The 22,496-nt window shown below is 52.6% G+C and carries 23 protein-coding genes; 10 read left to right on the top strand and 13 right to left on the bottom strand.

Translation table 11 applies throughout. From position 1 onward, the window contains the following. Window positions 1–229: 229 nt before the first annotated feature. The 6 genes from murQ to QTL79_RS04565 form a co-directional block, all read right to left on the bottom strand. The gene (gene murQ, locus QTL79_RS04590) at window positions 230–1,135 is read right to left on the bottom strand and encodes an N-acetylmuramic acid 6-phosphate etherase (protein WP_346353770.1); all 906 of its coding nucleotides are present in this window, start codon (window positions 1,133–1,135) and stop codon (window positions 230–232) included. Next, entirely contained in the window at window positions 1,132–2,256 is a 1,125-nt protein-coding gene (locus tag QTL79_RS04585; RefSeq protein ID WP_346353769.1) for a DUF871 domain-containing protein, read from the bottom strand. The genes murQ and QTL79_RS04585 overlap by 4 nt, the downstream gene beginning before the upstream one ends. Then, entirely contained in the window at window positions 2,250–3,614 is a 1,365-nt protein-coding gene (locus QTL79_RS04580; protein WP_346353768.1) for a PTS transporter subunit EIIC, read from the bottom strand. The genes QTL79_RS04585 and QTL79_RS04580 overlap by 7 nt, the downstream gene beginning before the upstream one ends. Window positions 3,615–3,746: 132 nt before the next feature. Continuing rightward, window positions 3,747–4,964, bottom strand: a complete 1,218-nt coding sequence (locus QTL79_RS04575) for an ABC transporter permease (RefSeq protein ID WP_346353767.1) — start codon at window positions 4,962–4,964, stop codon at window positions 3,747–3,749. Window positions 4,965–4,976: 12 nt separating this feature from the next. Continuing rightward, window positions 4,977–5,654 carry an ABC transporter ATP-binding protein gene (locus tag QTL79_RS04570; RefSeq protein WP_346353766.1) on the bottom strand — a complete coding sequence of 226 codons (678 nt, stop codon included), beginning with the start codon at window positions 5,652–5,654 and terminating at the stop codon, window positions 4,977–4,979. An 11-nt stretch (window positions 5,655–5,665) separates the two neighbouring features. Beyond that, window positions 5,666–6,751 (bottom strand): efflux RND transporter periplasmic adaptor subunit, encoded by a 1,086-nt coding sequence (locus tag QTL79_RS04565; protein WP_346353765.1) that lies wholly within the window; start codon window positions 6,749–6,751, stop codon window positions 5,666–5,668. A 162-nt stretch (window positions 6,752–6,913) separates the two neighbouring features. Here QTL79_RS04565 and QTL79_RS04560 point away from each other — a divergent pair, with 162 nt between their 5' ends. Beyond that, window positions 6,914–7,348 carry a hypothetical protein gene (locus QTL79_RS04560; protein WP_346353764.1) on the top strand — a complete coding sequence of 145 codons (435 nt, stop codon included), beginning with the start codon at window positions 6,914–6,916 and terminating at the stop codon, window positions 7,346–7,348. Window positions 7,349–7,392: 44 nt separating this feature from the next. On the opposite strand, the gene QTL79_RS04555 is transcribed toward QTL79_RS04560, so the two are convergent. Beyond that, the gene (locus QTL79_RS04555; protein ID WP_346353763.1) at window positions 7,393–8,841 is read right to left on the bottom strand and encodes an aminotransferase-like domain-containing protein; all 1,449 of its coding nucleotides are present in this window, start codon (window positions 8,839–8,841) and stop codon (window positions 7,393–7,395) included. Window positions 8,842–8,969: 128 nt separating this feature from the next. Between QTL79_RS04555 and QTL79_RS04550 the strand changes: the two genes are divergently transcribed. Then, complete coding sequence (locus QTL79_RS04550; protein WP_346353762.1) at window positions 8,970–9,566, top strand: LysE/ArgO family amino acid transporter; 597 nt, start codon at window positions 8,970–8,972, stop codon at window positions 9,564–9,566. 77 nt (window positions 9,567–9,643) lie between these two features. Here QTL79_RS04550 and QTL79_RS04545 read toward each other — a convergent pair whose 3' ends face one another. Beyond that, entirely contained in the window at window positions 9,644–9,988 is a 345-nt protein-coding gene (locus QTL79_RS04545; protein WP_346353761.1) for a winged helix-turn-helix transcriptional regulator, read from the bottom strand. 101 nt (window positions 9,989–10,089) lie between these two features. Between QTL79_RS04545 and QTL79_RS04540 the strand changes: the two genes are divergently transcribed. The 5 genes from QTL79_RS04540 (at window position 10,090) to QTL79_RS04520 (ending at window position 13,440) form a co-directional block, all read left to right on the top strand. Next, on the top strand, window positions 10,090–10,740 hold the full coding sequence (locus tag QTL79_RS04540; protein WP_346353760.1) for a flavodoxin family protein: 651 nt from the start codon (window positions 10,090–10,092) through the stop codon (window positions 10,738–10,740). After that, a complete protein-coding gene (locus QTL79_RS04535; RefSeq protein ID WP_346353759.1) occupies window positions 10,727–11,542 on the top strand; it encodes a nitroreductase family protein in 816 nt (271 codons plus the stop codon). Before QTL79_RS04540 ends, QTL79_RS04535 begins: the two co-directional genes overlap by 14 nt. 120 nt (window positions 11,543–11,662) lie before the next feature. Beyond that, complete coding sequence (locus tag QTL79_RS04530; RefSeq protein WP_346353758.1) at window positions 11,663–11,998, top strand: hypothetical protein; 336 nt, start codon at window positions 11,663–11,665, stop codon at window positions 11,996–11,998. A 125-nt stretch (window positions 11,999–12,123) separates the two neighbouring features. Then, complete coding sequence (locus QTL79_RS04525) at window positions 12,124–12,945, top strand: AraC family transcriptional regulator (RefSeq protein WP_346353757.1); 822 nt, start codon at window positions 12,124–12,126, stop codon at window positions 12,943–12,945. A gap of 87 nt (window positions 12,946–13,032) precedes the next feature. Then, window positions 13,033–13,440 (top strand): DUF2000 domain-containing protein, encoded by a 408-nt coding sequence (locus QTL79_RS04520; protein ID WP_346353756.1) that lies wholly within the window; start codon window positions 13,033–13,035, stop codon window positions 13,438–13,440. A 41-nt stretch (window positions 13,441–13,481) separates the two neighbouring features. Here the strand turns inward: QTL79_RS04520 and QTL79_RS04515 are convergent, their stop codons facing one another. Beyond that, complete coding sequence (locus QTL79_RS04515; RefSeq protein ID WP_346353755.1) at window positions 13,482–13,868, bottom strand: MerR family transcriptional regulator; 387 nt, start codon at window positions 13,866–13,868, stop codon at window positions 13,482–13,484. A 75-nt stretch (window positions 13,869–13,943) separates the two neighbouring features. Between QTL79_RS04515 and QTL79_RS04510 the strand changes: the two genes are divergently transcribed. Beyond that, window positions 13,944–14,333, top strand: a complete 390-nt coding sequence (locus tag QTL79_RS04510) for a carboxymuconolactone decarboxylase family protein (protein ID WP_346353754.1) — start codon at window positions 13,944–13,946, stop codon at window positions 14,331–14,333. A 47-nt stretch (window positions 14,334–14,380) separates the two neighbouring features. On the opposite strand, the gene QTL79_RS04505 is transcribed toward QTL79_RS04510, so the two are convergent. The 4 genes from QTL79_RS04505 to QTL79_RS04490 form a co-directional block, all read right to left on the bottom strand. Then, window positions 14,381–16,006 (bottom strand): sensor histidine kinase, encoded by a 1,626-nt coding sequence (locus QTL79_RS04505; RefSeq protein ID WP_346353753.1) that lies wholly within the window; start codon window positions 16,004–16,006, stop codon window positions 14,381–14,383. A gap of 87 nt (window positions 16,007–16,093) precedes the next feature. After that, window positions 16,094–16,924: a substrate-binding periplasmic protein gene (locus QTL79_RS04500; protein ID WP_346353752.1), complete on the bottom strand. Its 831-nt coding sequence runs from the start codon at window positions 16,922–16,924 to the stop codon at window positions 16,094–16,096. Window positions 16,925–17,086: 162 nt separating this feature from the next. Continuing rightward, window positions 17,087–18,493, bottom strand: a complete 1,407-nt coding sequence (locus QTL79_RS04495; protein WP_346353751.1) for an amino acid permease — start codon at window positions 18,491–18,493, stop codon at window positions 17,087–17,089. Window positions 18,494–18,772: 279 nt separating this feature from the next. Further along, a complete protein-coding gene (locus QTL79_RS04490) occupies window positions 18,773–19,270 on the bottom strand; it encodes a glutathione peroxidase (RefSeq protein WP_346353750.1) in 498 nt (165 codons plus the stop codon). 521 nt (window positions 19,271–19,791) lie between these two features. On the opposite strand from QTL79_RS04490, the gene QTL79_RS04485 reads away from it, so the two are divergent. Beyond that, entirely contained in the window at window positions 19,792–20,901 is a 1,110-nt protein-coding gene (locus QTL79_RS04485; protein WP_346353749.1) for an HlyD family secretion protein, read from the top strand. Window positions 20,902–20,905: 4 nt separating this feature from the next. Continuing rightward, on the top strand, window positions 20,906–22,477 hold the full coding sequence (locus QTL79_RS04480) for a DHA2 family efflux MFS transporter permease subunit (protein WP_346353748.1): 1,572 nt from the start codon (window positions 20,906–20,908) through the stop codon (window positions 22,475–22,477). Window positions 22,478–22,496 lie beyond the last annotated feature (19 nt).

The raw sequence follows: 22,496 nt of genomic DNA, 5'->3' as shown, positions 1-22,496 counted from the left end.
TCCAAGGCGGTTAGTTTATTATGCGAAAGTAGTAACAAAAGTTAAATAATGAAGAAAAAAGTGTGGAAAAATAGACAGGTATTGGAAGAAATGATATATTTCCAGTACGAAGTGAAATGACACTAACAGGAGGAAGCGGGGGAATTAACATGAGCAACGATCAATTGATACCGTTTATGATTTCGGTCAGCGTGATGCTGACGTTAAGCGTCGTCAGCACGGTGCGACTTTAGCCGCCTGTCTGCAAAGCCTTGGCTACGAAGCCGTCCGCGGCCGAAAGTCTTGCCTGAGCGGCCTCGGCGGACAAATTGCCCAATAGCATTACGATCGCCAGTTTGGCAGAACCGTTTGCAGTGCTGACTGCGGCTTCCACTCTTTCCACGTTTTCGCCGGTGGCCAAGGAGACGATGCGCCGTACTCGGTGCTGTAATTTTTCGTTGCTGGCGGCGACATCGACCATCAGGTTGCCGTAGACTTTGCCGAGCCGGATCATGGCGGCGGTCGTGAACATGTTCAAGACCATTTTTTGCACGGTGCCTGCCTTCATGCGGGTGGAGCCGGTTACGACCTCGGGGCCGCTCAAGACCGCAAGCGAAAGGTCGGCGTGTTCGCCAATCAGAGGTTCGGGCGTACAGGCTAGCGCGATGGTGCGGCAGCCGAGGCTGCGCGCATAAGTGAGACCGCCGATCACGTACGGCGTGCGTCCGCTGGCGGCAATGCCGACTACGATATCGGCCGAGGTAAGGCCGCGTTTGGCCAGATCGCTCTCTGCCAGATGCGGCGAATCTTCGGCGTTTTCAACCGAGCGAAAGACCGCGCTTTCGCCGCCGGCAATGATTCCTTGAACCATCTCAGGCGGCGTGCCGTAAGTCGGCGGACATTCTACGGCATCGAGGATGCCGAGCCGTCCACTGGTTCCGGCGCCAAGATAGAAGAGGCGTCCGCCTTGGCGGAACGCGGCGCTGATCCAGTCGACCGCTACGGCGATCTTTGGCAAAAGCGGCGTGATCGCCGAGGCGACCTGCAGGTCTTCCTCATGGATGCGCTGCAGAATTTCAAGGCTGGATAATTGATCGATATCGCTCGTGTTCGGATTGCAGCGTTCGGTTAGTAGGCTGTCTAAATGGAAAGTCATAGGCTGGTCCTTTCTGTGTTTACTTGAACAAAACGGAACGGTTGGCCGGGACGGATGAAATCGAGCAGTAACAGGTCATCCGGTATGACGTGACCGACAACATTGACGCGTTCGTCTGCGGGCAGCTGCTGCAAGATGAGCTGCAATTCGCCCTGATAGCGGCCGTAGTCCTCGTTGTCGAGCGTGATGCTGCCGCGCGGTCTGGCGAGCGGACGGGCCGCCGTGATGGCGGAGCGGCGAAGAAGACGCGCTTCCTGCGAACGGGCGGCATACGCGCCGGGGTCATGCCGGTTGGTATGGCGCGGCGCGAGGACGATGGCGGCTTCGGCGTCCGTGAGAGGACGATCCGCCACAAAGCGCAGTTCAAGGCATTCGGTTGTCACCTTGGCGACGTCATACAATTCCTGCTCGGCGGCGAAAGGATCGCCGAAGAGAATGCCCTGCACGAGTCCGCTGGCAGCGAGATGTTTGGCGGCTACCAGTGAAGAGTGGCCGCGGTGGATTTCAAGCGTCGGCAGGCCGCTGTACAATGGAGCGCGCGGCTGTACGAGCGAAGGAATGAAAGCCAGGACGGGAATGCCGTGATCGCGCAGAAAACGCGAGCGTTGGACGAACAGCTCATAACTAAGGCCGGTTTCCGGACGCGGATAATAGTTGTGGCAGGCCTGAAGGCGGTGCGGCGGCAAACCAGCGTTGGAGACGGCGGATAATTCATTGCTTGTTACGGTGCTGGCATTCAATTCAATGATCGCGCCGGTTGCCTTGGCGATGCGCACGATGTCGTGCGCTGCGAAACCGTAATCGAGGCGAAGCGCACTGAGGCCAAGTTTTTTTAGCGGCGTAAGATCATCCATTGACGCTTGCAACAGGTCAAGCGTGGCGGGCGAGATATCGGCAGTGACGGAAAAACCGCTTTGCCGTGCGGTTGTGATTAATTCCTGACATTGGCTAAGCAGTGCAGCGGCATTCGCTTCCGGGATATGCAGTGAAGTAAAGAGGCGATCATAACCGGCCTGACGGGCTTTTTCCAAATAACTCAGACAGTCGGCGAGTTCGTGATCCAGACCAAGAAAAAGTGAGATTCCCTTTGACAAGGGCAGCGTCAATCGTTTGCTTAACATGCTGTTTCCTCCTTTAGAGCGTCCGCGTCGTCTTCTTCTTCGTTCAGGTCTTCAAAGCCGACCAGCCAGGTGACGGCAAAACCGGCGCAATAGGCAATGACGAGACCGATCAGGTAATGCACGATGCTGTCCGGTTTAATGAGAAATGCCAGCGGCAGACCCGACACGCCAAGGGCGATGGAGGCGGTATGAAGGCTGGCCTGGTACGCGCCGCCGAACGCTGCGCCGATGCAGGCCGTGAGAAAGGGACGGCCGAGCGGCAGGGTCACGCCAAAAATCAGTGGTTCGCCGATGCCGAGGAAGCCGACCGGCAAGGCGCCTTTGATGACGTTTTTCAGGCGGCGGTTGCGCGTTTTACAATAAACGGCGATGGCCGCACCGACTTGTCCGGCGCCGCCCATCGCGAGAACCGGCAGGAGCGGATTTTCCTTCAAGGTGTTGAGAAATTCCATATGGATCGGCACCAGGCCTTGATGTAGCCCGGTCATGACGATCGGCAAAAAGGTGCCTGCCAGGACAAAACCGGCAAGCGCGCCGCCGCTGCCGAGCAAGGTTTTGAAGAAGGCGACGATGGCATCGGAGAGAAGACCGCCGAGCGGTTGCAAGGCAAAATAAGTGACGAAGCCGCCGATCAGCAGCGTGAGCGTCGGAGTGACAATGATGTCGACGGCATTGGGAACGAAGCGGCGCAGGCGCTGTTCCAGCCAGGCCATGAACCAGGCGACGAGAAGTACGCCGATAATGCCGCCGCGCCCGGGTACGAGCGCAGCGCCGTTGATCGTGATGTTGGCGATTGCCGGATTGATGATTAGTACACCTGCGAGCCCGCCCAGCGCGGGCGTGCCGCCGAACTCGGTCGCGGCATTGATGCCGACGAAGACGGCAAGATAGGCGAAAAGACCCCAACCGATCGCGTTAAGTAAGGCGATCATGGTACCGGATGGTTCTGCGCCCAGCCGGATGGCGACGTTCGTGATGCCTGCGACCATGCCGGAGGCGACAATCGCGGGGATCAAAGGTACGAAAATGCTGGCCAGACGGCGCAGAAAAAGTTTGAACGGCGTCCGGTTGCGCGCGGCGATAATTTCTTTGGCGTTCGGCTGTTTGCTAAGCAAGGCGGTGAACTGATCGGCTACTTTTTGTACGATGCCGGGACCGAGAATGACCTGATAGTCGTTATTTTCGTGTACCATTCCTAACACGCCATGGCTGGTTTGCAGGCTGGTCTGATCGACTGTCGTCGCATCGCTCACTGTGACGCGCAGCCGGGTCATGCAGTGGGAGACGGCAACGATGTTTTCTTTGCCTCCCAGAGAGTGAAGGATCGTTGCAGCTAATTGACGTGCATCTTTTTTCATTTCTTCCTCCTAATCGGCGAAACATGCTATATAAATTAGTTTCTCTGTCAAAGAGCCAAATCCTGTTATCATGCTTGGATTGAAGAGATCTGGTAGAGAGAAAGGGAAACGGCTCACACGCGCGGCAAAGCGCTATTCGTAGCGTAAAGCGTCGATCGGGTCGAGCAGCGCCGCTTTGCGAGCCGGATATAAGCCGAAGAAGAGGCCGATGGCGACTGAGACGATAAAGGCGGCAAAGATGGCTGGAACCGAAATGACGGTGTTCCAGCCGGCGACGGCCGAGATGACGTGCGCACTGGCGACGCCGAGCAGGATGCCGAGCATGCCGCCGGTCACGCCGATGACGATCGCTTCAATCAAAAATTGCAGCAAAATATTGTGGTACGTTGCGCCAAGCGCTTTGCGGATGCCGATTTCACGCGTGCGCTCGGTAACGGAGACCAGCATGATGTTCATGATGCCGATTCCGCCAACCAACAAAGAAATGGCGGCAATGTTGCCGAGCAGCAACGTTATCGTACCGGTCGTTTCCTGTGCGGTAGCCATGATCGCGGTCAGATTGCGGACGGTAAAATCATCCGCGACCGAAGGTTGCAAACGGTGGCGCTGGCGCAGCAGCGCGGTGATATCGCGCTGTACCTGATCGATGACCTCGCTGTTTTCCGCCTGCACATTGATGCTGTTGACATATGTGATGCCCATCAGACGTTCTTGCGCGGTCGTTAACGGCACCAATACCGCGTCATCCTGGTCCTGGCCGCCGGCCGCCTGGCCTTTGGCCGTTAAAAGACCAATGACGCGAAACGGCGCCTTGTTAATGCGGATCATCTGTCCGATCGGACTAATATCGCCGAACAAGCTGTTTGCGGTCGTTTGTCCAAGGACGGCGACGCGGCTGCGGGTATCTAAATCGCGACTGCTGAAAAAACTGCCTGCGGCCAGGTCAAAATTGCGCACCGAAAGAAATTCAGGCGTCGTGCCCTGTACGGAGGTGATCCAGTTCTGATTGCCGTTGACGATTTGGTAAGAGCGGCTGACAACCGGAGCAATCGCGCTGACGCCGGAGATCTGCTTGACAATCGCAGCCGAATCTTTGGCGGTCAGGGTGATGTTTGAGCCTGCCGCCAGACGTGCGCCGCCGGACGGCGCGTTCGCGCCCGGCGTGATAATCAAGAGGTTGCTGCCGAGTCCGGCGAGCGAACTTTCTACCTTTTGCTGTACTCCGACGCCGATGGAAACCATCGCAATGACAGCGCCGACGCCGATGATAATGCCAAGCATGGTTAAAACCGAACGAAGTTTATTGGCGCGTAATCCTTCCAAGGCAATCATGATGCTTTCCCAAAACATGGCGCACTCCTCCTAACGACGTTCGTCTTTGACCATGCAGCCGTCCTTGAAGTGGATGACGCGGCGTGAATAGGCGGCGATTTCCGGCTCGTGCGTGACCAGTAAAATGGTACGGCCCTGTTGGTTCAAAAGTGTGAAGATGTCCATGATTTCCGTGCCGGAGCGGCTGTCGAGGTTGCCGGTCGGTTCGTCGGCCATGATAATGGCTGGATTATTGACTAGCGCACGGGCGATCGCAACGCGTTGCCGCTGACCGCCTGACAGTTCATTGGGACGGTGGTCTTTGCGGTCGGCGAGGCCGACCATGGATAGCGCTTCTTCGCTGCGCTCCAGCCGCTGCTGTTTGCCAACACCGGCATATACAATCGGCAGCGCGACATTTTGTAAGGCCGACATGCGCGGCAGCAAATTGAAATTTTGAAAAACAAAGCCGATTTTTTTATTGCGGGTGAGCGCTAACTGATCGTCGTTGAGCCGGGCGACTTCCTGTCCGTCTAAAAGGTAGGAACCCCTGCTTGGGCGGTCGAGGCAGCCGAGAATGTTCATCAAGGTCGATTTGCCGGAACCGGACGGGCCCATGATCGAGGTGAACTCACCGCTTGCGACGCGGAGGCTGATGCCGGAGAGTGCATGAACGACGCTGTCGCCCATATGATATTCCTTGGCGATGTCAAGCAGTGCAATTGTCATCTTTTTACCTCCTAGCGCCCGAAGAGCGAGCGCATGCTCGGCGTTCCAGGCGTTGCGCCCGCCCCTTTGGCAAGCGGCAAGATGATGGAATCGCCTTCGCTTAGACCGCTGAGAACTTCGGCCTTTTCATCGTTAAGCAGACCGAGTGTGACTGGGAAGAGCTGCTCTTTGCCGTCAACCAGGCGCTGAACATATTTCTGGCCTTTGCTTTCTTTGATCGCCGACAAGGGGATGACTAAAACCTGCTTGCGTTCTCCGGTCGCAATGCTGACGCGGGCCGTCATCGTCGGAAAGAGGAGACCTTGCGGCTCGTCGACCGTGACGTAGACGGTATAGTAGATGACGTTTTGCTGGATGACGGCCTTTTGCGAAATGGTCGTCACGCTGCCGCTAAAAATCCTGCCCGGATAGGCGTCGACCGTGAAAGAGACTTTCTGGCCGGTTTTTACATTGCCGATATCCGTTTCATCGACTTGCACTTGAATTTGCATGATCGACATGTCGGCAACCGTTAAGAGCACCATCGGATTCGATATGCCGGGCGAGACCGTCTGGCCGGCTGGAATCGGTTTGCCGATCACCAGGCCGTTGCTCGGCGCGTGGATCACGGTATCGGAGAGCGAGGAGAGAGCGTTGTCATAGTTGGCCTGCGCTACCTGATAGGCGGTGCGATCGGCATCGAGTTGCTGCTGCGCAATGGCGCCGACTGCCGCCAAGCTGCGTGAACGTTCGTAGCTGGCACGGGTGTTTTCCGCTTGTGCACGCGTCTGCGCGACCTGGGTTTGCTGGCTGGTATCATCGAGCGTGATCAAAACCTGCCCGGCAACGACGCGATCATTTTCATTGACGTTGACGCTCAGGATGCGACCGGTGATTTTTGAACTGACGTCGACGGAATTGACGGCGGAAATCGTTCCGGTTGCCGCGATGCTGGCCGTGATATCGCCGCGCTCTACATTGGCAAGGCTACCGTTAAAAGCAGGCTTTGCATTTTGCTTGTCATAATAATTGAAACCGGCTTTGACCGAAAAGAAGAGCAGGATAAGGACGAGAAGCCATTTGGCGTAGCGAAAAACGGTGGGGGGCAAGAATTTCATGGCGCACCTCCCTTTTATTGTTAATTTCAGTCTAGCTGTAATTCTCGGGCAGGTCAATTGTAAAATGTTGTGAAAATACGTCGACTAGGCAAGTTGTGAGAAAAATAGTATAATTTAGTAAACACTGGACTGGTTTCGTTAACAGATGGTGGGGGGATGGACATGCAAGAATTGTTCGAAGAATTAAATGAAGATGAACTGACGCATCTGATCGTGACCAAACGGACCGACGCCGACATCACGATTTATTTTCCGCCGCCGAAGGCTCCGCTGGCTGCCCAGCGCGCCTGGCTGTCTGTTGTTAGCCAGTTGCCGGCTACCGCGCGCATCTCGATCAATATGGGCTTGTTGAATCATTTGCAAAAACTGGCCGGTGTTTCCGGCGCCGAACCGAGCGATGTCTGGTGGAACCGGATCGATGCGGCGATGGACTCGATTGAATCGTACCAGACGATCGTGCAGGAAATGCAAGAGGCATTTGAACTCGGGCAGGGACGGATCAAATCCGATCATATTTCCGTAATCACGACCGTGCAAAATATCAGAGGCGGTTATGAAGCCTTGCAAAAAGCATTAGGCGAGTACAGGGTTCCTTGAATAAAGCGATAGAAATAAAAAAAAGATGCGCTTGCATCTTTTTTTTATTTCGCTGACAAGTCTTGAATCAAAAGAGCGAGTTTTTTTAAGGCATCTTCTAATTCCTGCACTGACGCATACGAGTAAGAAAGACGCAGTTGGCGATTCGCGCAGGAATCGTAGAGAAAGCCTGGATTTAAGAGGATTCCTTCTTTTAAGGCCGCGTGAAACAAATGGCTGAGCGACAACGGCTGATGCAGGGTAAGCCAGATGTAAAAACCGCCGGAGGGTGTGTTCCATGCGGCGATCCTGGAAAAATGTTTTGCCAGAGCGTTCAAAGCCGCTGCGCGGCGGAGTGCGAGCTGACTGCGCAGTACGGTGAGATGGCGCTCATAAACATCGCCGTGCAGCCAATAATGGGCCGCCCATTGTGAAAGAGAACTGGTGCCGTAGTCAAATTGCATTTTTACATCGGCCAGACGTTCGATTACCGGTTCCGGGCCGACCAACCAGCCGATGCGCAACCCGGGACTGAGCGTTTTGGAAAGGCTGCCCAGATAAAGAATACTGCCGCCGCGGTCTGCGGCTTTGAGCGGCAGGGGCGGCGCTTCATCGAGCCATAAGTCACGATAAACATCGTCTTCAAGAATCGGTAGACGATAGTGGCGGCAGAGACTTGCGATTTCCTGGCGGCGCGGCCCGCTCATTGTGATGCCGGTCGGGTTGTGGAAACAAGGGATGGTGTAGAGTAGTGACGCCGGACTTTTGCTCTGCTGAAAGGTAAGCGCCGCGGGAAGCAGACCGTCCTTATCCATGGCCAGACCGGTCAGACGCGTAAACTGGGAGCGAAACAGCGTCAGGGAAAAGAGATAGGAGGGCTGCTCCAACAAAATATCGGCACCCGGAGGCAAGAGGCCGAGACTGATCAATTGAAACGCCTGCAATGCGCCGGAGACGATGAGGATGGAGGCGGGAGAAGCGCTGATGCCTTGTTTGGCAAGATGATGACTGATCGCCTTGCGTAACGCGAAAAGGCCCTGCGGCTCTTCATAGCCGAGCGGCGGCAGGTGTTGGCTGATTTTTTTGAGACAACGGCTCATTTCGGCGCGCGGCTGCAGATCCGGCGAAAGTTCGCCGGTGCCAAGGCGGATGATGCCGCGTTGAAATTCATGGCGATTGATCTGCTGTACGGTCGGATGATTGGCGTGATGTACGGCAGATGAGGCATAGTGCTGCCAATCCGGCGGCGGCGGATTTTTTAGCAGAGCCCAGCTGTCGTTAGCGACATAGGTGCCGCTGCCGACGCGACCCGAGAGCAGGCCGTCGGCGGCCAGCTCAGAGAGTGCGATTGACAGCGTACTGCGGTTGATGCCAAACTGAAGCGCCAGCGTTCTTTGCGCAGGCAGACGAAAACCTGCCGGCCATTGCCCGGAAGCGATTAAGGATTTGCAATGCGCGGCCACCTGACGGTATAAAGGAACGGCGTCGTGCGGATTCGGCTGCCAGTCGCTCATGAAAAATTTTCTCCTTTGCAGTGTTTTAATTGTAGTCAGTATACCAATTGGTTGGTGTTAAAACAAGCCAATTGGTTGCAGACAGTTAAACCGCGCTGCGCTACACTAAGAAAAAAGGAGGGAGTAGAATGAAAGCGATGCTTCATGGAACGGTGTTGGCGTTTGGTCTTATTTTGCCGCTTGGCGTACAAAACTTATTTTTACTTTGTCAGGGCGCTTTTCAACCGAAATTTTGGCGCGTTTTGCCTGGCGTTGTGACGGCGGCTGTTTGCGATACGTTTTTGATTGTGCTTGCGGTCGCCGGCGTGACGAAACTGGTAGCCGCAAGCGTAATGGCGGCCACGTTGCTGTCTGCAGCAGGTTGCCTGCTTTTAGTTTATCTGGGCTGGAAGACTTGGTGCAGCGGAGGCGAGGCCGCCGCGGGGATGAAAGCTCTTTCGCCGCTCAAGCAAGTGGGGCTGGCGGCTGGCGTATCGCTCGGCAATCCGCATGCCATTCTGGACACGATCGGCGTCATTGGCGTGGCCTCGCTGCAATATGCGGGTGAGGAGAAAATTGTCTTCTCTCTCGCCTGCATTGCCGTATCCTGGCTTTGGTTTTTTTCTTTAGCGGCGGCAGGCCGCATCTTTGGCAGCCGTTTCATGGCGCGCGGGCGGATGTTGAATAAGTTGGCGGCGTTATGCATATGGGGAGCAGCCGTTTACTTGGGCGCGCGTGCGATTTGATGCGTAAAGACGAAAAGAATGCAGGCGGCTGAAAATCATCTTCAGTCTCCTGCATTCTTTGTCGATGCGACAATAGGCTATTGCGCTACGGCATCGTCAGCCGGTTTGTTTTCTTTGCCCCAGTGCGACATCAACTGCAAAATCGGCAGCAGCGTGTTGCCTTTTTCCGTCAGCGAATATTCGACTTTGGGCGGAATTTGATGATATTCTTCACGATGGATCAGCTCTTCGGCCTCCAGTTCTTTGAGCTGTTGGCTAAGCATCTTATGCGTGATCGGCGGAATCGATTTCTTCAGTTCGCCGTAACGCTGGACGCCGTTTTGAAAGAGCTTGTAAAGCAGCAGCCAATTCCACTTGCCGCCGACGACCGATAAGGTGTAAGCGATCGAACAGTTACATTCATTGGGTGACCATTTATGCATTGTCGCTCTCCTTTTGCATAGTACCTACCGAAAAAGTGCATACTTTTATTTTAACTAAAAGGATATACAATTAGGCTAAGAAAAGCAAGGGGGAAAGAAGAATGAAGCTAATTGCAATCAACGGCAGTCCGCGTAAAAACGGCAATACAGCGACGCTGCTTGCGCGCGCTTTGGCCGGAGCCGCTGCGCAGGGGGCGGAGACGGAAATGATCCAATTATATGATCTCAATTATAAAGGCTGCATAAGTTGTTTTGCCTGCAAGTTAAAGAACGGTAAGAGTTATGGATGTTGCGCTTATCAGGATGAATTAACGCCGCTGTTGGAGAAGATCAGACAAAGCGATGCGCTCCTCTTCGGCTCGCCGGTATATTTTGGCGCAGAAACCGGGGCGATGCGAAGTTTTCTCGAACGGTTGCTCTTTCCTTATTTGGTTTATGACGGCTTCTATTCCAGTTTGTTTCCCAAGCAAATCGCGACCGGCTTTATTTATACAATGAATGTTGATGAGCAACGAATGAAAGAGATGGAATATGAAAAACGCTTTGCGTTAACCGAATGGGCGTTAAAGCGAACATTCGGCGCGGCGGAATCTTTGCTGGTCAACGATACGCATCAGTTTACCGATTATGCGAACTATGTGGCGGATGGCTTTGACGCTGCGAAAAAAGCGAAACGGCGCGCAAAGGTGTTTCCGCAGGACTGCGAGCGCGCTTATGAACTGGGAGGGCGGTTAGCAAATGGAATTGATTGAGCTATGCCGGGAACGTTGTACGAATTGTGGAATTTGCGCTGCCGTATGTCCGGCGCGTGTATTGGAAAGCAATGCGCAGGGACCAGAGGCGGTTCGGCCGGAAAATTGCATTGCCTGCGGTCATTGCGTCGCGGTTTGCCCGCACCAGGTGCTTGATCACCAAATAACGCCGCGTGCGCTACAGACGCCGCTTGCTGGCAGTAACTCGCTGGATGCAAGCGCGGCAGCCGCTTTTTTGCGTTCGCGTCGTTCAGTTCGCTGTTATCGTGAAGAACCGGTTTCAAAAGAGACAATCTTGCAGTTGCTTGATGTTGCGCGAATGGCGCCGACCGCTGCGAACCGTCAGGGCGTCTCTTACATTGTCGTGCAAGATCACGCCGTGTTGAAAAAAGCAACGCAAATTATCATCGCATGGATGGAAGAGAACTTGGCCAGCGGAAAAGTGGTGCATCCAAGTTTTGCGCGTCATGTCGAGGCTTATCGAGAGGAGGGCAAGGATACCATTTTGCGCGGCGCGCCGCAGCTAATCCTGGCTACGGCGAGAGAAGAAGCAGTGAATGGACGGGAAAACACGCTTTTTTCGCTTGCATATCTTGAATTGTATGCACCGTCGCTGGGCCTTGGGACTTGTTGGGCCGGGCTCTTTGAATTCTGCGCGTTTAGCGGCCATCGTCCGCTCTTGGAACTCTTTGCGCTGCCGGACGGAGAGCGGATAACGGGCGCCGTGATGCTCGGCTATCCTAAATATAAATATGCCAACTTGCCGGAGCGGAAACCGTTGAAGGTGAAATGGCTGTCCTAGGCGGAGCGGAGTGAGAGTGCGAAACTGCCTAATGAATGCACAGCAAAAAATGCACACTGTATTGACAAATAATGTAAGACGTGGTGTTATGGAGGTAGTAGTAAGTAAGGAGGGATGTCTGTGAAGATCGAAAAAAATGCGAAAATTTTGCGCGAAGCGACCGTAGGCGATTTGACCGGTGACCGAAAGTGCGGTTTTTGCGGCCTCTGTCTGCGCGTGGAGTCGGTCGATCTTGGCGAAAAACTGGCATGGCTGTCGTGTCCGAATTACCTGATCAAACGCGATAAGGCCGGAAGCGAACATTCCTACTATTCGGTGGCGTTGAACGAAATCGGCTATCGGCCGGGCGACGAGGCGAAGACGCATCGTGAAACCAGACATGCGCCGCATGTGCAAACGTCCTCAAGCGATCAAGCGACGGTAAAACCGTCTTTGCAAACCGGGGTCAGACGTTAAATAAAAAAGCCGCTGCGGCGGCTTTTTTATTTAACGCGAGCGAAAGAAAGGCGCGAATTTGAATGCAAACGCGTCTGGTTATATAATAAATAGGAAGCAAGTTGGCTCAGGGCGGAGGAATGACAATGAACGAAGTGAATTTTTATCGTGACGCTCAGTTGCCGTTTGAAATAAAGATCAATAATAAGAGTGATGCACTTTCTTACAAAAAACACGCGCATGAAGAATACTCGCTTGGCCTTGTGAACCAGGGCGCCAGTTCTTTTTGGTGTCAGGGCAGGTACACGGAACTTGGGCCGAAAAGTTTGGTCTTCATTCCAAGGGAACTGGTTCATGCCTGTAATCCCAAAGTTAACTGTCCGTGGGCATATAAAATGATCTACCTGCAAGCGCCGTGGCTGAAAGATTTTCTGGCGAGCTGCAAGATGCAGCCGGCGCTGCTGCAAAAGCCGCTGGTGCGAACGCTGGCGCAGAAAAATGACTTGCGCAAGGCAAACCAATTGATTGAGCGGTTGCTAGGCTCGGTGAGTTATTTGGAAAAAGAAAGTGCGCTGCAGCTTTTATTGGAAGAACTGCTTTGTCTGCGTCAAGTAGAAGTGAGCGTTAAAGAGGCAGAAATGCAGCCGAAGGTGAAAAAAATTCGCGAGCATTTGCTGCGCAATTTGGCGGATAAAACGACCTTGCAGCAGTTGGAAGAGGTATCCGGTTTGAATAAATTTCACATCATCCGCGCTTTTAAGGCTGAATTCGGCATACCGCCGCACGCCTACCAAACGCTGCTGCGCATCAATCAGGCGAAGAAAGAGCTGCGCAAGAACAAAGCCATCAGCGCCGTTGCCTACGAGACCGGTTTTTATGATCAAAGTCATTTTCATAAAACGTTTAAACTGCAGGTGGGCGTGACGCCGGAATGCTATCAAAAAACAGCGCTAGGCAAGCGAGAGTGAGGTTGGAGGAAATTGACAGCAGTTTTTTACAATACCTCCCTTTGTTGATCCGTTATAATCGGATAAAAAGCGAAAGGGATGGAAGCGATGAAAATTGTGATGATTATAAACAAGGATTTGCCGTCGGGCTTGATGGCAAATACCGCAGCGGTACTCGGCATCAGCGCCGGAAAGATGCTGCAGGAAATTGTCGGCGCGAATGTTCTCGACCGGGACGGGAACGTACATCTTGGAATTACGAGCAAAGTCGTACCGGTTTTGCAATGCGACAAGCTGCAGTTGAAGGAATTGCGACGAAAAGTCTTTGCGCAAGCGTATGATGAGGTTACGGCGATTGATTTCAGTGAAATTGCCCAACGCTCGTTGGATTATGAGAGTTATGCAAAAAAAATAGGCAACACGGCAGAAGAAGAAATTGACTATTTGGGACTTTGCATAGCCGGGCCGCTGAAAAAAATCAGTAAGCTTACGGGAAATCTTCCATTGCTGCGCTAAAATAAAAACAGGAAAGCAAAAAACGCTTTCCTGTTTTTATTTTAGGCGCTTGGCGATTGAATCTCTTGCAGATCGTCGATCATTTTTTTATAAAGCGAAATTTTTTCCTCCAGCTTCACTAAATTTTGTTCCCATTTCAATTTTTCTTCGACAACGCTTAGCTTATGTTGTTCAAGAAGCGTCAGCCGTTCTGCAAGAGTGGCGTCGCCCTGATAGCGCAAGCGTGCATAGCTACGAATGTTATGGATGCTCATGCCGGTTTCCTTGAGGCGCTTGATGAACTGCAGCCAGGCGATGTCCGCATCGGTGTAACGGCGTCTGCCCACGGCGTCGCGACCGACCTGCAGCAGTTCTTCTTTTTCATAATAACGCAAAGTGTAAGAACTGAGCTGCGTCAGCGCGGCAAATTGCCCGATCGTATAATGCATAAAAAAACCTCCTTGACTTAGAGTTAACTGTAAGAAGTACAATTCGAGTATAACAAAAATGGGAGGGCGAAAACAATGGGAAAAAATCGTTATGAACAAGGCTGGAATCGGTTGGCGGAGGTGGACGGCAGCGCAGGTGAACAGGTTATTGCAGGGTTAAAAGATATTGCGCCGGATTTGGGACGCTACATTGTCGAGTTTGCCTTTGGTGATATTTATTGCCGCGAGGAACTTGATTTAAAGGAACGGGAACAGATCACGCTGGCCAGCTTGCTGACGCTGGGCGGCTGCGAGACGCAACTCGATGTTCACATTAACGGCGCCTTGAACGTCGGCATTGCGCCGAAAAAGATCATTGAAATTTTCTTACAATGCATTCCCTATACCGGATTTCCAAGAGTCCTCAATGCGGTCGGCGTAGCGAAGAAAGTCTTTGCAGAGCGAAAGCTAAACGTAAACGCATAAAAGAAGGATGTCTTTAAGCGCTAGGCAAGCGATTAAAGACATCCTTCTTATTCTGGGCGTGGTGCGGCGATGGGAAAACGGATCAGAAAACACGTTCCTTCGTTTGGCTTGCTTTCACATTCCACGCTGCCATGCAGTTTTTGCGTCACGATGTTGTAGAGAATATGAAGTCCAAGGCCGGTGGAACCGGCGCCGCGTCGGGTGGTGAAAAAAGGATCGAAAATTTTTTCGAGTACGTCAGGACTCATTCCGCGGCCGTCATCACAATAGCTGAAAAGAAGCATCGCATCCTGGCGCTGTAAGGTAAGCCTGATTTGTCCGGCCGCATCGGGTTCATACGCGTGAACGAGGGAATTCATTAACAGATTGGTAACGATTTGTGCAATCGAACCGGGAAAGCCGTCGATAAGTAAATGATCCGGGCAGTCGATGCGGACGGTGTGTTTCGTTTTTTTCAAGGGGGCATGCAGGCTTTGGATGATGTCTTCCAAATAATGCTTGAGATCGAAAACCCGTTGTTGTTCGCTACCTTGATCGACCGATACTTGCTTAAAGCTGCGGATAAGGGAGGCGGCGCGTTCTAAATTCGTCAGGATCATTTGACCGGTTTCGTCGTTTGCATCGACAAAGTGCCGCAGTTCTGTATGCGTCAGATTACCGGCGGCGATTCGAGCGCGAAAGTCATTGACGATGTCGACCAAGTGCGATGCGGCGGTAATGCCGACGCCGACCGGCGTATTGATTTCATGTGCGACGCCCGCGACCAAATTGCCGAGTGAAGCCATTTTTTCCGACTCCACTAGTTGGCGTTGTGTTTTCTGCAATAAGGACACAGTTTGGATCAATTCGTCATTCATCGCGCGCAATTCCTGGTTGGCTGCTGTTAGTTCCTGGGTTCGAAGTTGGACTTTTGTTTCCAGTTGATCGTGTGCGCGGCGCAACTCAGTTTCGGCCTGCTGGCGGTTGGTTATTTCTTCTTCCAATATCTTGTTTTTGCTTGCCAGTTCTTGCAGCATGTTGTAGAGCGTTTCTGCCATTGCGTTGAACTTTTGCCCGAGGCGGCCAATTTCGTCGTCCGAATCAATGACAAGGCGTTGCATCAGATTCCCTTTGGCAAGTTCATCGGTTCCTTCACTCAGACGATAAATGGGGCGGGTTAGTCGATTTGAAATGTAGCTGATTAATAGGCCGATAATCGTTGCGATTACCAGAATGCTGACGAGGGTATTGACGATCTCTCTTTGTAGAGCGGCCAGGCGGAAGAAGTTGGTGAAACCGATGCTAAGCGTGCCTAAATATTTATCGTTGCGATAAATATCCTGGTGAATAATGATCAGATTATCAGGCTGGTAAGCTTGACCGCTGCGCTGTTTTTGATAAAGTTCATCTTCGTTCGCAGCCGTCAAGAGAAGCGAAGCTATCTCGTCATCGGTAAACAGCGCTTCGCTGGCGATATCAAGTCCTGCCTGGTGATAATTCCACAGCGGGTCGCTAAAACTGAGCGCAGCCAGTTTACTGGTCGTGATAATCTTTGCCTTAAGGTCATGATCGGCCGCGACGTAAGCCAGCTTGATTCGAAGCAAGCCTAACAGCGACATTAACAGCACCACGACACTGAGAACCGATAGCGCAAAGCGGCGGCGAATCGTCATTTTACTGAAATTGAGGTACATGGCGCTGCCTCCTTTCGAAATCATCTAAGGCGCAAATGGAAGAAAAGGCGGATTGCATGCTGGCGCAGTCGTCAGAAAAGAACTTGCTTACGGCGAATCGCCAGAATAAAGGTAAGAGCGAATAATGCGTTCATAGCTGCCGTCGGCTTTCATGCTTGCCAGTGCGGCGTCAAAACGGTCACGCAAAGGCGCGTGGGCGCGCTGTTTGGAAAATGCAATATAGCTGGGCAGGCTTTCGAGCGGCGGAGTAAGCTCGGTGACGGCATTGAGTTTATTCAATTTCTGCAAACTGGCCAGCGCTGTATAGCGATTGCTGGCCGCCAAATCGATCCGGCCATCCAGCAATTTTTCCATAGTGGCTTTGGTTGTTTGGGCGCCGTCAACCTGAAGTTGTCCGCGGAGGAGGGCTTGATCAAAAGCGTTTCCCAGACTGATGTTTTCTTGTACGCCAATGATGTAACGCTGTAAGTCGCTTAGCTGTCCGGTATAAGGGATGCTGTTGTCTGCCCGTGCGAAGAGGGCGATGTCTTGTTGCAGGAGAACCTGACGGGAATAATCCAGATATTCTTCACGTTCTGGGGTGCGATACGCGGTGAAGATAGCATCCGCTTCGCCGGTTCGTACCATGTTCAGCGCGCGGGCCCAAGGATATACGGCAATGTTGACCTGCTGATAATCCATCCGGCGAAAGGCTTCACGCACTAAATCGACGGCGATGCCTTTGACTGATCCGTTTTCCTCATATTCCATCGGCGGAAAATCAAGCGTGACTAGTTTTAACTCACTGCTGCGCGGTTCGGATGAAGGACGTTGCTGTACAGCCTGTGATTGTTGCGACGGACGTCCGAGATCGTTCCAGCAACCGCTCAGGAACAAGGGCAGGCTAAGGCAACACAGGACGGTTAAAAACTTGTTCATGCCGCACCTCCCGTTATAAAATGCAAGCAGAATATAATGGAAACATTCTGAATATGAGAGGCGGATTCCTGCCTGGAAAAGAAATCATGGGCTAGAGCCGAGTTCAGCTAGAAAAAAGGATGTTGCCCGTTTTAAGGAGCAACATCCTTTTCGCTAAACAGGTTAGGCAACTCGTTTCGCCGACTTGGCCTGTTCTTTATTAAGCTTGCTTTTGCGGTAACCGTAAGCCAGATAAACGATAAGGCCTAAAGCAACCCAGATGCTGAAACGTTGCCAGGTATCGCCGGGCAGACAATACATTAGATAGCCGCAGGAGACGATCGCGGCCGGCGCGACGAAATAGACAGCTGGGCATTTAAAGGAACGGGGCAGATCGGGGTGACGATAGCGCAGCGCCAAAACGCCGACCGCCGTCATTAAAAAAGCGAACAAGGTACCGATATTGGTCAGTTCGGCAATGACATTAATCGGCAGAAAGCCGGACGCAAGCGATACGGCGATTCCCGCGCCGAGCGTAACGATATAAGGCGTGCCGTAAGTCGGATGGACGCGGCAAATGCCGGCCGGAATCAAGCCGTCGCGAGAGATCGCGAACAGGATACGCGACTGTCCGTACATGACGGCGATCAATACGGTCGTGATGCCGGCGATCGCTCCGGTGCCGACCAGAGCCGAACCGATGTTGTAACCGATACTGCGCAGCGCAAACGCGACTGGCTCGGCATTGTTCAACTCCTGGTAAGGAACTACGCCGGTCAAAACCCCGGCGACCGCAATATAGAGGACAGTGCAGATCACTAACGAGCCGATAATGCCGATCGGCAGATCGCGGTTCGGATTTTTACATTCTTCGGCTGCCGTAGCCACGCAGTCAAAGCCGATATAAGCAAGGAACATTGTGGCGGCGCCGGTCAGAACGCCGGAAATGCCGAAGGGGAGAAGCGGCGACCAGTTGGCCGGGTTTACTTTGGGACCGGCTAAGACCAGAAAGAGGAAGACCGCCGCCAATTTTACCACGACCAGGATGCGGTTTAGATTCGTACTTTCTTTCGTGCCGCGCACCAAGAGTGCGCTGATAAATAACGCGATAAAGACGGCCGGCAAATTGACGATGCCGCCGTCGGCCGGAACGGCAGTGAATGCGACAGGCAGTTGGATTCCGGCGGATTTGAAGATGCCGGTGACATACGCGGACCAGCCTGCCGCAACGGCGCTTGCGCCTAACGAATATTCGAGTACCAGACACCAACCGACCAGCCAGGCGAAGATTTCGCCCAACATCGCGTATGAATAAGTGTAGGCGCTGCCGGCGATCGGCACCGCAGCCGCCATTTCGGCATAGCATAGCGCGGCGAAGGCGCAAGTCAAAGCCGACAGGACGAGCGAGATGACGATGCCGGGACCTGCATACTTTGCGGCGACAACACCGGTGAAGACGAAAATGCCGGTACCGATAATCATGCCAACGCCCAGCATGATCAAATCGACTGCGCCTAATGTTTTCTTGAGGCCGGTCCGGGCTGCTCCTGCCCGTAAAGAATCCAGACTGATCGTACGAAATACACTCATGTTAAGAACCACTCGCTTTCCTTTGATCATTTTGTATAAACAGACGACCCTCCGCTGTAGCGCGGACTGCCGTCTCACAAGTTTACACTTTAACACACCTACAGAGTTTTTGTAAAGAGTGTACAGTGACGAAAGAAATGAAGAGGGTAAAATCTTTTCGGAGTGGAACAATGTTTTTGAAAGCGGGCCTTTTGCTTCTGTTTTCTTATTAAAATACGAATAAGAAAACGGAATGCGGTAAAAGAAAAAACGCCGCAACGACTGCGACGCTTTTTGAATTCAAACCATCGGGGACGCGATTTCGCTGAGCAATGCTTCGATGTCTGCGGCAAACGAACTTGGCTTCGTGCTTGGCGCATAACGATGACGCACATGGCCGCTTGCATCGACGAGGAATTTTGTGAAGTTCCAGCGAATCGGTTTGCCGAACAAGCCCGGCGCCTGTTCGGTGAGATATTGAAAGAGAGGATGCGCAGCCGGGCCCTTCACATTTAGTTTGCCGAATACCGGAAATGTTACGCCGTAATTCAGTTGGCAAAACTGCTGGATTGCACTGTTGCTGTCGGGTTCTTGGTTTAAGAATTGATTACAGGGAAAAGCCAAGATGACGAGCCCTTGACTTGCATAACTACGATGGAGTTCTTCCAGTTCCTGATATTGAGAAGTAAAGGCGCATTTGCTGGCGGTATTAACGATCAGCAGAACTTTTCCCTGATAAACGGCTAATGATTCTTCTTCGCCGTTGGCTGTAGGAACGGAAAAATCATACAGATTCATCGCGTGCACCCTCCTTTATTTTGCTGCAACCGGCCTTTTATCTGATTGTAACACGACGATTGTAAAAATCGCGAGGAAAAAGAAAGAAAATTCAGATTTAATATTGAAAAAACAATTATGCTATGATAAAATAAAGATGTAGAGAAGCCAGCAGTAGTTCCTTTTAACAGTGAAAATCTGCGACGCTAGCGAAAATGGGGGCTTCTCCAAAGGTCGGTACTAATAGCGTCATAGCCTGAACGAAAGACGACGGTCTTTCAGATTAAACTACTCAGTGGGGTTCAAGGTTTAATCGCATGTAGGCAAAAAAAGGATAGTACCAAAAGGGAGAGAGAGCCGGAACAACCGTTCCGGCTCTCTTCCTGTCACGGTAGAATTGTTTGCTAACGCGTGTGTTTATATAGAATAATTTCGCGCGTGAAGTACTGTGACCCTCTGGTCAGCAGACAGGATAACGGGTATAATTTAAAATGGATTTAAATGTTTATGCAAAGGGATAGCTGCGAAATGGAGGAAGTTTCATGGACGTGGATGTGACGGATAAGGTTGCAGAAGAGGAAATAAAACCTGTGGTGGAAGCGAAGAAAAAGTCGCCATGGGTCTTACGTTTATTGATTTTATTTGTTGTGGCGGGCGTGGGGGGCGGCGCATGGTGGTGGTATCAGACGACTCGTTATGTGAGTACCGATGATGCCAGAATTGCCGGAACGATGGTCAACGTCAGCGCCAAATTGCCGGGGCGAGTAGTGGAGGTCTTGGTTAAGGAAGGCGATATGGTCAAAGCAGGCCAGGTACTGGCAAGAATCGATACGCGCGAGGTGGCGGCGCAGCGGGCGCAAGCCGAGGCGAATCTTGCGACCGCGAAGGCTAAATACGAAGAAGCCGTGCATGGTTCCAGACCGCAGGAAATCCGGCAAGCGGGCGCAAATGTAGAGCAACTGCGCGCCGCTGCCGAGCAGGCGCGCGTGAATGCTGCCAATGCGGCGCGTACTTACCAGAGAATGAAGAAACTGTATAATGACGGTGCGATCAGTTCGCTGCAATGGGATAATGTCGAAGCCGCCTACCGTGTGGCCCAAGAAGGGGTTCAGGGTGCGGATAACGGCGTAGCGGCGGCGCAGGAAAAAATGAATCTTTTGGTGGCAGGCTCGCGCGACGAAGTCATTCTTGCGGCGGCCGCGCAGGTCAAACTGGCCGAAGGCGTTCTGCAATCGGTTAATGTCAGCGAGGAAAATTCCATCGTCGTTGCGCCGGTAGACGGCAGCATTTCGCTCAAGTCAGTGAATCCGGGCGAAGTCGTGGCCAGCGGACAAAGCCTCTTTTCGTTGACCGATTTGAAAGATGTTTGGGTCAACGCGCGGATTGAAGAAACCAAGATCGGCAAGATCAAAGTGGGCAATCTGGTCGAATACACGATCGATGGTTATCCGGGCAAGGATTTCAGCGGCAAGATTTATGACGTCGGCACGGCGACCAGTTCCACCTTTGCGCTGATTCCGACTGAAAATGCTTCAGGCAACTTCACCAAGGTCACGCAGCGGATTCCAATCAAGATCTCGTTGCCGGAAGATGCAGGCTTGCTGTTTAGACCGGGGATGTCTGTCCTTGTCAAGATTCATGTAAGCGAGTGACGCGATGATGATAAAGAAACACTATCGTTTACCAATCAAAGCAGAGCAGTATAAGTGGTGGGCCTTAGGCGTCACGATCATCGGCGGTTTTATGAGCATTCTTGACACCAGCATCGTCAATATTGCGATTCCGAAGATGATGGCGGTCTTCTCTGTTAACGCCGATGATGCGCAGTGGGTTTTGACCGCTTATATGCTGACGATGGGTGTCGTGCAGCCGGCGACCGGATATTTATGTGACGTGTATGGTACGCGACGCATGTATTTATTGAGTCTTGCGGTCTTTGTGCTAGGCTCGGCGCTATGCGGAACCGCCTGGAGCAACGATACGATGATTGCGTTTCGCGTGTTGCAGGCAATCGGCGGCGGCCTGATCATTCCGGTCACGATGTCGATCGTCTATCAGATCTTTCCGGAACACGAACGCAATATGGCAATGGGCATCTGGGGGATATCGGCAATGGTTGCACCGGCGATCGGTCCGACTCTGAGCGGTTATTTCGTCGAATACTGGGATTGGCGGCTGATTTTTACGATCAACATTCCGATCGGCGTGGTCGGCTACGTAATGGCGATGTTGGTCTTGGAAGAGACGCCGCTGGCGGTCAGTCACCGTTTTGACTACGGCGGGCTGATTACCTCCGCTGTAGGACTGTTTTGCCTCTTATTGGCGCTGAGCAAAGGGGTCAGCGAAGGCTGGACTTCGGCGTATATCATCACGCTGTTCTTCTTAGCGGCGACGAATCTGATTATATTTATCTTTATCGAGCTGGATCATCCGGAGCCGCTGCTCGACTTGAGTCTGTTTTCGGATTGGAACTTCAGCTGCAGCATGCTCGGCATTTTTCTTGGTACGATGGCCCTATTCGGCGGCATTTTCATGGTGCCGCTGTATCTGGAAAGCATCATGGGCTATACCGCGATGCAGACCGGTCTACTGCTTTTTCCTTCGGCGGCTACCGCCGGCGTGATGATGCCGATCGCGGCGCGGCTTGCCGACCGTTTCGGCCCGAAACCGATCATCGTGATAGGGCTTACGACGTTGATGCTCGGCTCGCTGCCGCTCGTCTACGTAGATATGGACACGAACTATCAATATGTCATGATGGTCATGTTTGTGCGCGGCATAGGGCTTGGCATGTCGCTGATGCTGATCACGGTAATGGGTATGAATACGGTGCCGTTCAGCAAAATCAGCCGCGCTTCTTCGCTGAACAATGCGATCCGCCAGATCAGCGGCTCCCTTGGCATCGCAATCCTGACTACGGTGATGCAAAACCGGCAGATTTTTCATTTGGAGCACATCGCCAGCAATATGAATCAGGCATCACAGGCGACGCGAAATATCATCAACTACGGTGAGAAAATGTTTTTGCACCGCGGCGATGTTGCCGGCATCGCGCATCAAAAGGCGTTGGCGCTCGTCAGCGGCATCGCACAGCGTCAATCCTATATCTTTTCTTTTGATGATACGTTCTTTGTTTTGTTTCTGATTTGCGGCATCGGCGTGATTCCGGCGCTCTTGCTGAAACCTGTCAAGAATAAGAAGGGTCCGGCGGTGATGTTGGCCGAATAGACAGAGAGGGCGTGGGAAA

Origin of the sequence: Azotosporobacter soli, from assembly GCF_030542965.1 — a bacterium.
Lineage (GTDB): Bacteria > Bacillota > Negativicutes > SG130 > SG130 > Azotosporobacter > Azotosporobacter soli.
The sequence above is the reverse complement of the archived record's forward strand: the minus strand, read 5'-3'. Positions and strand labels throughout refer to the sequence as shown.

Excerpts from the sequence above, each read along its gene's own strand:
- QTL79_RS04505 (WP_346353753.1), bottom strand. The coding sequence starts at position 16,006 with ATGTACCTCAATTTCAGTAAAATGACGATTCGCCGCCGCTTTGCGCTA.
- QTL79_RS04545 (WP_346353761.1), bottom strand. The coding sequence starts at position 9,988 with ATGCATAAATGGTCACCCAATGAATGTAACTGTTCGATCGCTTACACC.
- QTL79_RS04570 (WP_346353766.1), bottom strand. The coding sequence starts at position 5,654 with ATGACAATTGCACTGCTTGACATCGCCAAGGAATATCATATGGGCGAC.
- QTL79_RS04585 (WP_346353769.1), bottom strand. The coding sequence starts at position 2,256 with ATGTTAAGCAAACGATTGACGCTGCCCTTGTCAAAGGGAATCTCACTT.
- QTL79_RS04560 (WP_346353764.1), top strand. The coding sequence starts at position 6,914 with ATGCAAGAATTGTTCGAAGAATTAAATGAAGATGAACTGACGCATCTG.
- QTL79_RS04495 (WP_346353751.1), bottom strand. The coding sequence starts at position 18,493 with ATGAGTGTATTTCGTACGATCAGTCTGGATTCTTTACGGGCAGGAGCA.
- QTL79_RS04555 (WP_346353763.1), bottom strand. The coding sequence starts at position 8,841 with ATGAGCGACTGGCAGCCGAATCCGCACGACGCCGTTCCTTTATACCGT.
- QTL79_RS04520 (WP_346353756.1), top strand. The coding sequence starts at position 13,033 with ATGAAAATTGTGATGATTATAAACAAGGATTTGCCGTCGGGCTTGATG.
- QTL79_RS04525 (WP_346353757.1), top strand. The coding sequence starts at position 12,124 with ATGAACGAAGTGAATTTTTATCGTGACGCTCAGTTGCCGTTTGAAATA.
- QTL79_RS04510 (WP_346353754.1), top strand. The coding sequence starts at position 13,944 with ATGGGAAAAAATCGTTATGAACAAGGCTGGAATCGGTTGGCGGAGGTG.
- murQ (WP_346353770.1), bottom strand. The coding sequence starts at position 1,135 with ATGACTTTCCATTTAGACAGCCTACTAACCGAACGCTGCAATCCGAAC.
- QTL79_RS04485 (WP_346353749.1), top strand. The coding sequence starts at position 19,792 with ATGGACGTGGATGTGACGGATAAGGTTGCAGAAGAGGAAATAAAACCT.
- QTL79_RS04480 (WP_346353748.1), top strand. The coding sequence starts at position 20,906 with ATGATGATAAAGAAACACTATCGTTTACCAATCAAAGCAGAGCAGTAT.
- QTL79_RS04575 (WP_346353767.1), bottom strand. The coding sequence starts at position 4,964 with ATGTTTTGGGAAAGCATCATGATTGCCTTGGAAGGATTACGCGCCAAT.
- QTL79_RS04490 (WP_346353750.1), bottom strand. The coding sequence starts at position 19,270 with ATGAATCTGTATGATTTTTCCGTTCCTACAGCCAACGGCGAAGAAGAA.
- QTL79_RS04565 (WP_346353765.1), bottom strand. The coding sequence starts at position 6,751 with ATGAAATTCTTGCCCCCCACCGTTTTTCGCTACGCCAAATGGCTTCTC.
- QTL79_RS04535 (WP_346353759.1), top strand. The coding sequence starts at position 10,727 with ATGGAATTGATTGAGCTATGCCGGGAACGTTGTACGAATTGTGGAATT.
- QTL79_RS04500 (WP_346353752.1), bottom strand. The coding sequence starts at position 16,924 with ATGAACAAGTTTTTAACCGTCCTGTGTTGCCTTAGCCTGCCCTTGTTC.
- QTL79_RS04515 (WP_346353755.1), bottom strand. The coding sequence starts at position 13,868 with ATGCATTATACGATCGGGCAATTTGCCGCGCTGACGCAGCTCAGTTCT.
- QTL79_RS04540 (WP_346353760.1), top strand. The coding sequence starts at position 10,090 with ATGAAGCTAATTGCAATCAACGGCAGTCCGCGTAAAAACGGCAATACA.
- QTL79_RS04550 (WP_346353762.1), top strand. The coding sequence starts at position 8,970 with ATGAAAGCGATGCTTCATGGAACGGTGTTGGCGTTTGGTCTTATTTTG.
- QTL79_RS04580 (WP_346353768.1), bottom strand. The coding sequence starts at position 3,614 with ATGAAAAAAGATGCACGTCAATTAGCTGCAACGATCCTTCACTCTCTG.